The sequence below is a fragment of the Actinomadura spongiicola genome, from assembly GCF_003432485.1.
Lineage (GTDB): Bacteria > Actinomycetota > Actinomycetes > Streptosporangiales > Streptosporangiaceae > Spirillospora > Spirillospora spongiicola.
The window spans coordinates 1-14,000 of sequence record NZ_QVNQ01000016.1 but is presented as its reverse complement, the minus strand read 5'-3'; the positions used below and the strand labels follow the sequence as shown (position 1 = coordinate 14,000).

13 protein-coding genes and 1 rRNA gene are annotated in these 14,000 nt (G+C 71.2%); 11 read left to right on the top strand and 3 right to left on the bottom strand.

All coding sequences use genetic code 11. The features are described from left to right. Positions 1–76: 76 nt before the first annotated feature. From D0T12_RS33470 to D0T12_RS33460, 3 genes are read right to left on the bottom strand one after another with little or no spacing between them, the layout of a single operon-like run. The gene (locus D0T12_RS33470; RefSeq protein ID WP_117404940.1) at positions 77–949 is read right to left on the bottom strand and encodes an ABC transporter permease; all 873 of its coding nucleotides are present in this window, start codon (positions 947–949) and stop codon (positions 77–79) included. Then, positions 946–1,911: an ABC transporter ATP-binding protein gene (locus D0T12_RS33465; protein ID WP_117404939.1), complete on the bottom strand. Its 966-nt coding sequence runs from the start codon at positions 1,909–1,911 to the stop codon at positions 946–948. Before D0T12_RS33465 ends, D0T12_RS33470 begins: the two co-directional genes overlap by 4 nt. Then, complete coding sequence (locus D0T12_RS33460) at positions 1,908–2,435, bottom strand: MarR family winged helix-turn-helix transcriptional regulator (protein WP_117404937.1); 528 nt, start codon at positions 2,433–2,435, stop codon at positions 1,908–1,910. Before D0T12_RS33460 ends, D0T12_RS33465 begins: the two co-directional genes overlap by 4 nt. Positions 2,436–2,562: 127 nt before the next feature. On the opposite strand from D0T12_RS33460, the gene argC reads away from it, so the two are divergent. From argC to D0T12_RS33405, 11 genes are all read left to right on the top strand, one after another. Next, a complete protein-coding gene (gene argC, locus D0T12_RS33455) occupies positions 2,563–3,591 on the top strand; it encodes an N-acetyl-gamma-glutamyl-phosphate reductase (protein ID WP_117404935.1) in 1,029 nt (342 codons plus the stop codon). Then, on the top strand, positions 3,588–4,745 hold the full coding sequence (gene argJ, locus D0T12_RS33450) for a bifunctional glutamate N-acetyltransferase/amino-acid acetyltransferase ArgJ (protein ID WP_117404933.1): 1,158 nt from the start codon (positions 3,588–3,590) through the stop codon (positions 4,743–4,745). The genes argC and argJ overlap by 4 nt, the downstream gene beginning before the upstream one ends. 23 nt (positions 4,746–4,768) lie before the next feature. Then, positions 4,769–5,707: an acetylglutamate kinase gene (gene argB / locus D0T12_RS33445; RefSeq protein WP_117405089.1), complete on the top strand. Its 939-nt coding sequence runs from the start codon at positions 4,769–4,771 to the stop codon at positions 5,705–5,707. Then, positions 5,704–6,897, top strand: coding sequence for an acetylornithine transaminase (locus tag D0T12_RS33440; protein WP_117404931.1), 1,194 nt, complete (start codon positions 5,704–5,706; stop codon positions 6,895–6,897). The genes argB and D0T12_RS33440 overlap by 4 nt, the downstream gene beginning before the upstream one ends. 2 nt (positions 6,898–6,899) lie before the next feature. Beyond that, the gene (gene argF / locus D0T12_RS33435) at positions 6,900–7,823 is read left to right on the top strand and encodes an ornithine carbamoyltransferase (protein ID WP_117404929.1); all 924 of its coding nucleotides are present in this window, start codon (positions 6,900–6,902) and stop codon (positions 7,821–7,823) included. A gap of 8 nt (positions 7,824–7,831) precedes the next feature. Beyond that, entirely contained in the window at positions 7,832–8,335 is a 504-nt protein-coding gene (locus D0T12_RS33430) for an arginine repressor (RefSeq protein WP_117405087.1), read from the top strand. 63 nt (positions 8,336–8,398) lie between these two features. Continuing rightward, positions 8,399–9,595 carry an argininosuccinate synthase gene (locus D0T12_RS33425; RefSeq protein ID WP_117404927.1) on the top strand — a complete coding sequence of 399 codons (1,197 nt, stop codon included), beginning with the start codon at positions 8,399–8,401 and terminating at the stop codon, positions 9,593–9,595. Between the two features lie 135 nt (positions 9,596–9,730). After that, entirely contained in the window at positions 9,731–11,149 is a 1,419-nt protein-coding gene (gene argH, locus D0T12_RS33420) for an argininosuccinate lyase (protein WP_117404925.1), read from the top strand. Positions 11,150–11,178: 29 nt separating this feature from the next. Continuing rightward, positions 11,179–11,814 (top strand): DNA-3-methyladenine glycosylase, encoded by a 636-nt coding sequence (locus D0T12_RS33415; RefSeq protein WP_117404924.1) that lies wholly within the window; start codon positions 11,179–11,181, stop codon positions 11,812–11,814. Between the two features lie 179 nt (positions 11,815–11,993). Beyond that, complete coding sequence (gene tyrS, locus D0T12_RS33410) at positions 11,994–13,271, top strand: tyrosine--tRNA ligase (protein ID WP_117404922.1); 1,278 nt, start codon at positions 11,994–11,996, stop codon at positions 13,269–13,271. 623 nt (positions 13,272–13,894) lie between these two features. Next, a 16S ribosomal RNA gene (locus tag D0T12_RS33405) occupies positions 13,895–14,000 on the top strand; the annotation flags it as partial.

Below are 14,000 nucleotides of genomic sequence, written 5' to 3'. Positions count from 1 at the left end.
CTTCACACGATGTCTTCGTCCTGTGCCACTCGACGAATGGGACGCCCCCTCCCAGGGGAAGGTTCCGCGCCGTGCGTCAGGTCAGGACGCGTCTGGTGAAGGTGCGCATGGCGGCCCAGGTCAGCAGGATCGTCCCGCCGATAGTGGCCAACATGAACACCCACACCGGCATGTGCGGGACGTCCGGTGTCAGCGCGCTGCGCAGGCCCTCGCTGAGGTACACGAGCGGGTTGAACAGGCTGACGATCTGCAACCAGCGGATGTCGTCCAGCGCCGACCACGGGTAGTACACGCAGCCGAGCATGGTCATGGGCAGCAGCACCACCGCGAACAGCATCTGGACCTTCTGCGGGTTCATCAGCGTCCCCAGCAGCAGGCCGCCCGCGGCCGACAGCAACGCCCCGGACACCATCACCACGATCAGGACGGGCCAGTTGTCCACGTGCACCTTCGGCGCCTGGCCGTCGGCGTGGATGAACAGCACGGCGGGGAACACCAGCAGCCCCCCGATCAGGCCCTGCGCCGCCGCCGCGACGATCTTCTGTGCGCCCAGCAGCGGGATCGGCACCGGGGCCAGTGCCCGGTCGGTGATGGACTTCTGCCAGTTCAGCTCCATCATCAGCGGGAAGATCACCGCCATCATCGCCTGCATGATGATGGACGACCCGACCAGCCCGGGCACCAGGATCGTGGCGAAGCTGGGGCCGCCGGGGCCGCCCGCCGTCGCGCCGCCGCCGAGCTTCGGCAGGACGTAGGCGAACACGAACACGAACAGCACCGGCTGCACCAGCACCCGCAGGAACGTGGACAGGAAGTTCTTGCGCATGACCCTCGCCTCGCGCGCCATCATCGCGGCGAACGTGCGGGGAATCGTCGCCCGCGCGGGCGGCGGCGGTGCCAGGACGGCGGGCACGGCGCCGGTGCCGGTGCCGGCGGTGGACGCGCTCATTCGCGGTAGTCCCTTCCGGTGAGGGTGAGGAAGACGGTCTCCAGGCTGGGACGCAGCTGGGTGGCGTCGGTGACGCCGACACCGGCGCGGGAACCGATCGTGACCAGTTCGCCGAGCAGGCCGCCCGGGTCGGAGGCGAACACGCGGACCTGGCCGTCGTTGACCTCGACCTTGGTGATGCCGTCCCGGTCGGCGAGGGCGCGGATCCCGGACGGGGCCGCGGCGTCGTAGGCGACGGTGATGACGGTGTCGGCGCCCGCGGTGGACTTCAGTTCGTCCACGGTCCCGCTGGCGAGGATCTCGCCGTGGTCGACGACGGCGACCCGGTCGCAGAGCGCCTCGGCCTCCTCCATGTAGTGGGTCGTGAGCACGATCGTCTGCCCGGCGGCCTGGAGGCCGCGCAGGACGTCCCACAGGTTGGCGCGGGTCTGCGGGTCGAGTCCGGCGGTCGGCTCGTCCAGGAACAGCACCTCGGGGCCGTGCACCAGGGCACGGCAGATCATGACGCGCTTGGCCTGCCCGCCCGAGATCTCGAACGGGTTGCCGGAGCGCTGCTCGGTGAGGCCGAACAGCTCCAGCAGTTCGTCGGCGCGCCTGCGGGCGTCGCGGGCGCCGAGCCCGAAGTACCGACCCCGGAACTCCAGGTTCTCGGCGACGGTCAGGTCGCTGTCGAGGGTGTTGTTCTGCGACACGACGCCGATCCGACGCTTGATCTCGACGGCGTCGTCCACCACGTCCAGGCCGCACACGTGCGCGCTGCCGCCGGTGGGGGAGACGAGGGTGGTGAGCATGCCGATGGTCGTCGACTTGCCCGCGCCGTTCGGGCCGAGCAGCCCGAAGAACTCGCCGCGCGGGACGTTCAGATCGATGCCCCGCACCGCGGGCACCGCCGGACGCGGCCCGGACGCGGGATAGGTCTTGCGCAGGTCGACCGTGTGAACGGCGGCCGGGGATTCGGTCACGCGCCGTCTCCCTTCGCTTCTTCTCTGTCGGTTTCTCTGTCGGTCTCGTCTTCGGTGTTCGGGCAGGTCCCGAACCGGGTGATGAGGTTGAGCAGGAACCGTCGGACGGCGGCCTCGTCGCCTTCGTCCACCACGTCGTAGAGGCGGTCCAGGTCGCGGCCGATCGGCCCGGCCTTCTCGGCGAGGAGCCCGCGCCCGGAGTCGGTGATGCGCAGCATCACGCCCCGCCGGTCGCGGTAGGAGCGTTCGCGGCGCACGTGCCCGTTGCGCTCCAGCGTGTCGACCACCGAGGTGACGGTCGCCGGGGTGACGGCCAGCCGCTTGGCGATCTCGCTCGGGCGCAGCCCGTCCTCGACGATGAGCTGACGCAGCAGGAAGAACCCGACCGGGCTCATGCCGTGCCGGCTGATGACCCGCCACGTGGCGGGCGTCGACAGCCGCGCGGCCACCGTGAACAGCTGCCCGATCGGCCACTCCTCCGCCGGGCCGATCGCCCGCAGACCGCAGAACTCGGAGTTCTCCATGGCGGCCGATGTTAGCCCCCTGATTTTTAGAGAGCAAATCTTTAGGCCTCTAATTAAGTCGAACGATTGAATAATCTTTCAGTGTCATGCATACTCTTGCCTGGTACTCGAGGGGCGGAGTGACGACATGGGAATCCGGACGGCGGTCGCCGGCGCCAGCGGCTACGCGGGCGGTGAGCTGCTGCGCATCCTGGCGGGACACCCGGAGTTCGAGATCGGCGCGCTGACCGCGGGCTCCAACGCGGGCACCGAACTCGGGGCGCACCAGCCCCATCTGCGATCCCTGGCCGGACGCGTGCTGGCCGAGACGACCCCGGAGACGCTGTCCGGCCACGACGTCGTGTTCCTGGCGCTGCCGCACGGCAGCTCGGCGCCGCTCGCCGCCGAGCTCGGCGAGGACGTCCTGGTCATCGACTGCGGCGCCGACCACCGGCTCACCGACCCCGCAGCCTGGGAGAAGTTCTACGGGACACCCCACGCGGGCACCTGGCCCTACGGGCTGCCCGAACTGCCCGGCCACCGGGACGCCCTGCGCGGCGCGACCCGCATCGCCGTCCCCGGCTGCTACCCGACGGCCGTGTCGCTCGCGCTGTTCCCGGCGCTCGCCGCCGGCCTCGCCGAATTCGACGTCGTCGTGGTCGCCGCGTCCGGCACCTCCGGCGCCGGGCGGGCGCTCAAACCGCACCTGCTGGGCAGCGAGGTGATGGGCTCGGTCTCCGCCTACGCGGTCGGCGGAACGCATAGGCATACACCGGAGATGGCGCAGAACCTCAGCGCCGTCGCGGGCGAACCGGTGACGGTGTCCTTCACTCCGACGCTCGCGCCGATGAGCCGCGGCATCCTCGCCACCTGCACGGCCAGGGCCCGACCCGGCGTCACCGCGACCGCGCTGCGCGCCGCATACGATGAGGCGTACGCCGGTGAGCCGTTCGTCGGGCTGCTGCCGGACGGGCAATGGCCCGCCACGTCCATGACGCTCGGCGCGAACACCGTCCTCGTCCAGGTCGCGCTCGACGAGACCGCCGGACGCGTCGTCGCCGTCGCCGCCGTCGACAACCTCACCAAGGGCACCGCGGGCGGCGCCGTGCAGAGCGCCAACCTCGCCCTCGGCCTCCCGGAAGAACTCGGGCTGACCACGATCGGAGTGTCCCCTTGAGCGTCACCGCCCCCCTGGGCTTCCGCGCCGCCGGAGTCGTCGCCGGACTCAAGCCCAGCGGAAACCGCGACCTGGCCCTCGTCGTCAACGACGGGCCGTCCCGCGCCGCGGCCGCGGTCTTCACCCGCAACCGGGTGAAGGCCGCGCCGGTGCTGTGGTCGGAGCAGGTCCTCAGGGGCGGTCGCGTCCGGGCGGTCGTGCTGAACGCCGGGGGCGCCAACGCCTGCACCGGGGCCCGCGGATTCCAGGACACCCACGCCACCGCCGAGAAGGTCGCGGGCGTCCTGGACGACTCGGCCGGGGAGATCGCGGTGTGCTCCACCGGCCTGATCGGCGAGCGGCTCCCGATGGATCTGCTGCTGCCCGGGGTCGACAAGGCCGCCGCCGAACTGTCGCGCGGCGACGGCGGGCTCGCCGCCGCCGACGCGATCCGCACCACCGACACCGTCGCCAAGATCTCCTTCCGGCAGGGCGCCGGAGGCTACCGGATCGGCGCGATGGCGAAGGGCGCCGGGATGCTCGCCCCGTCCCTCGCGACGATGCTGTGCGTCGTCACCACCGACGCCGACCTGCCCGCCGACGCCCTGGACCGGGCGCTGCGCACGGCGACCGGCGTCACCCTCGACCGGCTCGACTCCGACGGCTGCATGTCCACCAACGACACCGTGCTGCTGATGGCCTCCGGCGCCTCCGGCGTCGTCCCCGCCGAGGACGAGTTCACCGCGCTGCTCACCGAGGTGTGCGGCGACCTGACCCGGCAGCTGCTCGTGGACGCCGAGGGCGCGTCCAAGGCCATCGCGATCGAGGTCGTCGGAGCCGCGTCCGACACCGACGCGGTCACCGTCGGACGCTCCATCGCCCGCAACAACCTGCTCAAGTGCGCCATCCACGGCGAGGACCCGAACTGGGGCCGCGTCCTGTCCGCGGTCGGCACCACCGACGCGGTGTTCGAGCCCGACGAGCTCAACGTCGCGATCAACGGCGTGTGGGTGTGCCGGAACGGCGCGTCCGGCGACGACCGCGCCAAGGTCGACCTGCGCCCCCGCGACGTGACGATCACCGTCGACCTGTCGGCGGGCCCGCACAGCGCGACCGTCTGGACGACCGACCTCACGGCCGACTACGTCCACGAGAACTCGGCGTACTCGACATGAGCGCGGTCACCTCGGGCGCGGACATGCGCAAGAACAGGGCGGGCGTCCTGTCCAAGGCGGAGACCCTCATCAAGGCGCTGCCGTGGCTGGAGCGGTTCCACGGCCGCACCGTCGTGATCAAGTACGGCGGGCACGCGATGACCGACGAGCGGCTGCGGCACTCGTTCGCCGAGGACGTCGTGTTCCTGCGCTACGCCGGGCTGAAGCCGGTGATCGTGCACGGCGGCGGCCCGCAGATCAACGCGGCGCTCGCCCGCAACGGCATCGACTCGACGTTCACCGCCGGGCTGCGGGTGACGACCCCGGAGGCCATGGAGGTCGTCCGGATGGTGCTGACCGGGCAGGTGCAGCGCGACGTCGTCGGCCTGATCAACCGGCACGGCCCGTTCGGGATCGGCATGTCCGGCGAGGACGCCAACCTCTTCACCGCCGAGCGCAAGCACGCGGTCGTGGACGGCGAACCCGTCGACATCGGCCAGGTCGGCGAGATCGTGGAGGTCCAGGTCGGGGCCGTGCGGTCGCTGCTGGACGACGGCCGCATCCCGGTGATCTCCAGCATCGCCCGCGGCGACGACGGCGAGGTCTACAACGTCAACGCCGACACCGCGGCCGCCGCGCTGGCCGTCGCGCTGGACGCCACCAAGCTCGTCGTGCTCACCGACGTCGAAGGGCTCTACGCCGACTGGCCCGACAGCGACGATGTGATCGATCGGTTGACCACCGACGAGCTCGCGGTCCTGCTGCCCGACCTGTCGGCGGGGATGGTCCCGAAGATGGAGGCCTGCCTGACGGCCGTGCGCGGCGGCGTCCCGCAGGCCCATGTGCTGGACGGACGCGTCCCGCACTCCCTGCTGCTGGAGATCTTCACCGACGAAGGGATCGGAACGATGGTGCTGCCCAGCCCCCCGGGCGTCCCCCTCGGGCGGGAGTCCGCGCCGGAACCCACGGAGGAGCGGGCATGAACGACCTCAAGGCCCGGTTCGAGGCCGCGTTCATGCCGAACTACGGCGTCCCCCCGGTGGCGCTGGCGCGCGGCGCGGGCAGCCGGGTGTGGGACGTCGACGGCCGCGAGTACCTCGACCTGATCGCCGGAATCGCGGTCAGCTCGCTGGGGCACGCCCACCCGGCCCTCGTCGAGGCGGTGTCGACGCAGGTCGCGACGCTGGCGCACACCTCCAACCTGTTCCTGCACGAACCCGAGGTGCTGCTCGCCGAACGGCTCCTCGGCCTGCTGGACGGCGACGGCAGGGTGTTCCTCTCCAACAGCGGCACGGAGGCGAACGAGTGCGCGCTGAAACTCGCCGTGAAGTACGCCAAGGCGAACGGACGCACCTACTTCGTCGCGTCGGAGAACGGATTCCACGGCCGCACCATGGGGGCGCTGGCCCTGACCGGGAAGGCGGCGATCCGGGAGCCGTTCGGGCCGTTCGGAATCGACGTCCGGTTCGTCCCCTACGGTGACGTCGACGCGCTCAAGGCCGCGGTCGACGAGCACTGCGCGGCCGTCTTCATGGAGCCCACGCAGGGCGAGGCGGGCGTCGTCCCGCCGCCCGCCGGGTACTTCGCCGCCGTCCGGGAGATCTGCGACGCCACGGGCGCGCTGTTCGTCGCCGACGAGATCCAGTCCGCGATCGGCCGGACGGGCACCTGGTTCGCGTTCCAGCACGAGAACGCCCGGCCGGACGTCCTCACCCTCGCGAAGGGCCTCGGCGGCGGCCTGCCGATCGGCGCGTGCGTCGCGTTCGGGCCGCACGGCGACCTGTTCGCCAAGGGCGACCACGGCAGCACCTTCGGCGGCAACCCCGTCAGCGCCGCCGCCGCGCTCGCCGTCCTCACCACCGTCGAGCGGGACGGCCTGCTCGCCAACGCCGCCGCCGTGGGGGAGACCCTGGCGTCCGGCATGGCCGCCGTCGACCATCCGCTGCTCGCCGGGGAGCGGGGCCGCGGGCTGTGGCGCGCCGCCGTCCTCACCGGCCCGCACGCCCCCGCCGTCGAGGCGGCCGCCCGCGACGCCGGCTTCCTGATCAACGCGCTCCAGCCGGACGCGCTGCGGATCGCGCCCCCGCTGATCCTCACCGCCGACGAGGCGCGGTCGTTCACCGGCGCCCTCCCCGCGATCCTCGACGCCGCCGCCCCCGGGAAGGAGAGCTGACCATGACCACGACCAGGCACTTCCTCCGGGACGACGACCTCACCCCCGCCGAGCAGGCCGAGGTGCTCGACCTGGCCGCCGAGGTGAAGCGGGACCGGTTCCGGTTCCGGCCGCTGGAGGGCCCGCGGTCCGTCGCCGTCCTGTTCGACAAGCCGTCCACCCGGACCCGGCTGTCGTTCACCGCCGGCATCGCCGAACTCGGCGGCAACCCGCTCGTGATGGACGCGGCGACCAGCCAGCTCGGCCGCGGCGAGACCATCGCCGACACCGCCCGCGTCCTGGAACGCCAGGTCAGCGCGATCGTGTGGCGGACCGCCGGGCAGGAGCGGATCGACGAGATGGCCGCTGGCACGACCGTCCCGGTCGTCAACGCCCTCACCGACGAGTTCCACCCCTGCCAGGTCCTCGCCGACCTGCAGACCGTCCGGGAGACGACGGGCGACCTCGCCGGGGTCACCCTCGCCTACTTCGGCGACGGCGCCAACAACATGGCCCACTCCTACCTCCTCGGCTGCGCCACCGCCGGGATGCACGTCCGCGTCGGCGCGCCCGCGTCCCAACCGCCCGACCCCGCCGTCGTCGCCCGCGCCACCGAGATCGCGGCCGCGACCGGCGGGTCGGTGACCGTCCACGACGACGCCGCCAAGGCCGCCGCCGGGGCCGACGTCCTCGCCACCGACACCTGGGTGTCCATGGGCCAGGACGGCAAGGACACCGCCCGCTACGAGCCGTACGCCGTCACCGAGAACCTGCTGGCCCTCGCCGCCCCCGACGCGATCGTCCTGCACTGCCTGCCCGCCTACCGCGGCAAGGAGATCGCCGCCTCCGTCCTGGACGGCCCACGCAGCCGGGTCTGGGACGAGGCGGAGAACCGGCTGCACGCCCAGAAGGCGCTGCTGATCTGGTTGCTGGAGCGCTCCCCGTGACGACCCCCATGACCAAGGCCGCCCGGCACGCCCGGGTGATCGAGCTGCTGACCCGGCACCCCGTCCACTCGCAGGCCGAACTCGCGGGCCTGCTCGCCGACGAGGGCGTCGACGTCACCCAGGCGACGCTGTCGCGCGACCTGGTGGAGATCGGCGCGGTACGGTTGCGCGCCGACGACGGCAGCCTGCTCTACGCCGTTCCCGGGGAGGGCGGTGAACGGATCCGGCGCGCCCGCACGGGCAACGCCGAGACCTTCACCGGACGGCTCTCCCGGCTCGCCGCGGAGCTGCTGGTCTCCGCGGAGGCGTCGGCCAACCTGGTCATGGTGCGGACCCCGCCGGGCGCCGCGCAGTACCTGGCCTCGGCGATCGACCACGCCGAATGGCCGTCCATCCTCGGCACCGTCGCGGGCGACGACTCGATCCTCGTCATCGCCCGCGACCCCAACGGCGGCGACGACGTCGCGCAGGCGCTGCTGAAGCTGACGAACGGGCGCGAACGACGAAGTTAGGGCCTCTACGGCCCGGTCCCACCTCACCGAAACTTCACGCACACTTCACAGGAGACAACGATCATGAGCGAGCGCGTCGTCCTCGCGTACTCCGGGGGTCTGGACACCTCCGTCGCCATCCCGTACCTCGCCGAGCAGACCGGCGGGGACGTCATCGCCGTCGCCGTCGACGTCGGCCAGGGCGGCGAGGACCTGGAGAGCATCCGCAAGCGGGCCCTCGCCTGCGGCGCCGCCGAGTCCGTCGTGGTGGACGCCAGGGAGGAGTTCGCCGCCGACTTCTGCGTCCCCGCCATGCAGGCCAACGCCCTCTACATGGACCGGTACCCGCTGCTGTCCGCCCTGTCCCGGCCGCTGATCGTCAAGCACCTCGTCGCCGCCGCCGAGCAGTTCGGCGGGACGACCGTGTCGCACGGCTGCACCGGCAAGGGCAACGACCAGGTCCGGTTCGAGGCCGGGCTGTCCGCGCTGAACCCCGACCTGAAGGTCGTCGCGCCCGCCCGCGACTTCGCGTGGACGCGCGACAAGGCCATCGCGTTCGCCGAGGAGAAGGGCCTGCCGATCGACGTGTCGGCGAAGTCGCCGTACTCCATCGACCAGAACCTGTGGGGCCGCGCCGTCGAGACCGGGTTCCTGGAGGACATCTGGAACGGGCCCATCGAGGACGTCTACGACTACACCGCCGACCCCGCCGAGCCGCGCGAGGCCGACGAGGTCGTCATCACCTTCGCGTCCGGCGTGCCCGTCGCGCTGGACGGACGCCCGCTCACCCCGTACCAGATCATCGCCGAGCTGAACCGGCGCGCGGGCGCGCAGGGCGTCGGCCGCATCGACATGGTCGAGGACCGGCTCGTCGGCATCAAGAGCCGCGAGGTGTACGAGGCGCCCGCCGCGATCGTGCTGATCACCGCGCACATGGAGCTGGAGAACGTCACCGTCGAACGCGACCTCGCCCGCTTCAAGCGGTCGGTCGACCAGCGGTGGGGCGAACTCGTCTACGACGGCCTGTGGTTCTCCCCGCTGAAGGACTCCCTGGACGCGTTCATCGCCGACGCGCAGCGGCACGTGTCCGGCGACGTCCGGATGACGCTGCACGGCGGCCGCGCCGTCGTCACCGGACGGCGCAGCGACGCGTCCCTCTACAGGTACGACCTCGCCACCTACGACACCGGCGACACCTTCGACCAGAGCCTCGCCAAGGGCTTCGTGGAACTCTGGGGACTCCCCAGCAAGATCGCCGCCAAGCGTGACCGGGAGGCCTGACCCGGGCGTCGAGACCCACCCCGGGGGACGCCGTGACCGCGGCGTCCCCCGGTCGTGCGTGTACGCGCGGACATGGTGAGATGGTCGTGGTCAGATGACACGACAACGTTCAGCGGCGGGAAGAAGAGGATTTTCGTGACGAAGGCACCGACGCGGCTGTGGGGCGGCCGGTTCGAGGGCGGACCGTCGGACGCGCTGGCGCGGCTCTCGGTGAGCGTCCAGTTCGACTGGCGGCTCGCCCCCTACGACCTCATGGGCTCACGCGCGCACGCCCGCGTCCTCAACCGGGCGGGGCTGCTGACGGACGAGGAACTCGAACGCATGCTCGGCGCCCTGGACGACCTGGAGGAGGCGTGCCGGACCGGCGAGTTCCGCCCCACCGTCGCCGACGAGGACGTCCACACCGCCCTGGAGCGCGGGCTGCTGGAACGGCTCGGCGCCCTCGGCGGCAAGCTCCGCGCGGGCCGCAGCCGCAACGACCAGGTCGCCACCGACCTGCGCCTCTACCTGCGCGACCACGCCCGCCAGATCGTGTCCCGGCTCGTGGAGCTGGAGACCGCGCTGATCGCCCAGGCCGAGCACAACCTCGGTGTCGCCGCGCCCGGCATGACGCACCTGCAGCACGCGCAGCCCGTGCTGTTCTCCCACCAGCTCCTCGCGCACGTCCAGCCGCTCACCCGCGACGTCGACCGGCTCCGCGACTGGGACCGGCGCGCCGCCGTCTCCCCGCTAGGCTCCGGCGCCCTCGCCGGCTCGTCCCTGCCGCTGGACCCGCGGGCCACCGCCGCCGAACTGGGCTTCGACAGCGCCGCGCCCAACTCCATGGACGCGGTCGCCGACCGCGACTTCGTCGCCGAGTTCCTCTTCGCCGCCGCCCTCATCGGCGTGCACCTGTCGCGGCTCGGCGAGGAGATCTGCCTGTGGGCGTCGCAGGAGTTCCGCTGGATCGAGATGGACGACACCTACGCCACCGGGTCGTCGATCATGCCGCAGAAGAAGAACCCCGACGTCGCCGAGCTGGCGCGCGGCAAGGCGGGCCGGCTCATCGGCCACCTCGTCGGCCTGCTCACCACCCTCAAGGGCCTGCCGCTCACCTACAACCGTGACCTCCAGGAGGACAAGGAGGGCGTGTTCGACGCCGTCGAGACGCTGCTGCTCGTCCTGCCCGCCATGTCCGGACTGATCGCGACCATGCGGGTCAACACCGAACGCCTGGAGGCCCTCGCCCCGGACGGTTTCGCGCTCGCCACCGACCTCGCCGAACTCCTCGTCCGGCGCGGCGTCGCGTTCCGCGACGCGCACGAGGTCGTCGGCCATCTCGTCGTCTGGTGCCAGGTCAACGACAAGGACTTCGACGACCTGACCGACGAGGAACTCGGCAAGGTGTCACCGCACCTGACCCCGGACGTCCGCGAGGTCCTGAACGTCCAGGGGGCGCTCGCGTCGCGGAAGGCGCACGGCGGCACCGCGCCCGACCGCGTCCGCGAGCAGCTCGACGCGCTGCGCGCCCTCGTCAACGCCCACGCCGACTGGGCCGCCGGCTCGGACGCCTGACCCGCGCGGCCGCCATAGGGTGTGAGGCCATGGACGGACCGTTGCTGCCACGGGACTTCTTCGACCGTCCCGTCGACGAGGTGGCGCCCTCCCTGCTCGGGCAGGTGCTCGCGCACCGCACCCCCGAGGGGGAGGTCGCCGTCAGGCTCACCGAGGTCGAGGCGTACGCGGGCCCGCTCGACCCCGCCTCCCACGCCTACCGCGGCCGGACGCCGCGGAACGCGGTGATGTTCGGGCCGCCCGGCCACGCCTACGTCTACTTCACCTACGGGATGCACTTCTGCGTGAACCTCGTGTGCGGGCCGGACGGGACGTCCATGGCGGTGCTGCTCCGCGCGGGCGAGATCATCGCGGGGGAGGACACGGCCCGGGCCCGGCGGGCACGGTCGTCCGTCCGCGACCTGGCCCGCGGCCCCGCCCGCCTCTGCCAGGCGCTCGGCATCGCCCGCGAGCAGAACGGCCTGGACGTCTGTACTGCCGGCGGACCGCTCACCGTCCACGAGGGCACCCCCGCCGACCCCGCGCTCGTCAGGACGGGCCCGCGCACCGGCGTGAACGGCGCCAAGGAGGTGCCATGGCGGTTCTGGATCGACGGCGAACCCACCGTCTCCCCGTACCGCGCGCACGTCCCGAGGCAGCGCAAGAAGGTCACCGTGGACGACTGAACCCGCCCCGCCCACAGCGACCATCGAGCATGGGGCCCCGCATGACGTTCACCATGCGGCACGGGCTGTTCGTTCCCGTCCGGCCCTCGTCGGCGGACGCTGAATATCGTTGGCGTGACACCGAACCGCCGGGAAGACTGGCGGACGTCAGGAAAGCAAGCCGGAGACGAGGAAAGACCGTGACCGACATCCTGGACGATCTCGCGTGGCGCGACCTGATCGCGCAGTCCACCGACCTGGACGAACTGCGGGCCCTGCTCGCCGCGGGACCGGTCACGCTCTATTGCGGTTTCGACCCGACGGCGCCGTCGCTGCACCTGGGCAACCTGATCCAGATACTCACCCTGCGCCGTTTTCAGAAGGCGGGCCACCGGCCCATCGGGCTGGTCGGCGGCGCCACCGGACTGATCGGCGACCCGAGCGGCAAGAGCGCCGAACGCGTCCTCAACTCCGAGGAGACCGTCGCCGGGTGGGTCGAGCGCATCCGCGGCCAGGTGTCGAAGTTCCTCGACTTCGACGAAGGGCCCACCGGTGCGCTGATGGTCAGCAACCTCGACTGGACGGGCCCGATGTCCGCGATCGAGTTCCTCCGCGACATCGGCAAGCACTTCCCGGTCAACCGGATGCTGGCCCGCGAGACCGTCAGGGCCCGTCTCGACACCACCGGCATGAGCTACACCGAGTTCAGCTACGTCCTGCTCCAGTCGATGGACTTCCTTGAGCTGTACCGGAGGTACGGATGCCGGTTGCAGACGGGCGGCAGCGACCAGTGGGGCAACCTCACCGCCGGAGTCGACCTGATCCGCCGCGTCGAGGGCGGCACCGCGCACGCGCTCACCACACCGCTGCTCACCAAGGCGGACGGGTCCAAGTTCGGCAAGACCGCCGGTGGCGAGACCTACTGGCTCGACCCCGAGCTGACCTCGCCCTACGCGTTCTACCAGTTCTGGATCAACACCGATGACCGGGACGTGGAGAACTTCCTGAAGGTCTTCAGCTTCCGCCCGCGCGAGGAGATCGACGACCTGATCAAACAGGGCGCCGACCGTCCGGCCGCCCGAGCCCCGCAACGCGCCTTGGCCGAGGAGATGACCACGCTCGTCCACGGCGCGGACGAGACCGCCCGGGTGATGGCCGCCTCCCGCGCCCTGTTCGGGCAGGGCGTCCTTGAGGAGCTCGACGAACGCACGCTGAAGGCCGCGCTCGCCGAGGTTCCCCGAGCCGAGGTGCCACCGGGCGAGCTGCCGACCGTGGTCGACCTCCTCGCGGCGTGCGGGCTGTGCAAGAGCAAGTCCGAGGCCCGGCGGGCCATCGCCCAGGGCGGCGCCTACCTCAACAACCGCAAGGTCGAGTCGGAGGACGCGACCCCGGCCGCGTCCGACCTCCTCCACGGCCGGTTCCTCGTCCTACGCCGCGGGAAGCGCAACGTCGGGGGGGTCGAGGTCACCGGGCGCTGAATCCGTCCATGACCGCCTACCCGGAGCCACTCCGGGTAGGCGGTCGCCATGCCAGGGCCAAACTTCGGTAGATACACGTCACAGTGCGGTTACAACGATCCCGTCCTGGGCATGGTGAGAGTCTGGAAAACCGTACTTGAACTGGGGTTTCGTGGTCGCGAGGCCGATTTGACTGCCCCCGCGACGAGATCTAATGTTCTACACGCCCCACGGGGGAGCGGGACGCTGACCAGCGGCCGACCTCGGGGGAACCCCACACGAACCTCAGGGTGAGGTCTTGTTCCTTGCCCTGAATAGGATGTGTGGGGACGAATCGCCCAGAGTTTGACAAACTGGACGGATCGCATAAGCTTGAAGGGTTGCCCCGGAGCCGGGGCCCGCGGGATGCGGGTTCGGGTGCGGTGGGTGTCCGTTTCTTGAGAACTCAACAGCGTGTTAAAAGCCAGTGCCTTTATCGGCTCGGCCGGTTCGTCTGGTCGAGTCGCCCCGTGGCCGTCTTCGGACGGTCGGGGATTTCTTTGAGGCAGTGCAGCCCGCTCCGTTTGTGGGTGGGTTGTGTTTGCTGGGATTGTTTCCATGGTTTGGTCGCATCGGGGTTCGCCCTTCGGTGTGGTCGTTTGGCCTTAATGGAGAGTTTGATCCTGGCTCAGGACGAACGCTGGCGGCGTGCTTAACACATGCAAGTCGAGCGGAAAGGCCCCTTCGGGGGTACTCGAGCGGCGAACGGGT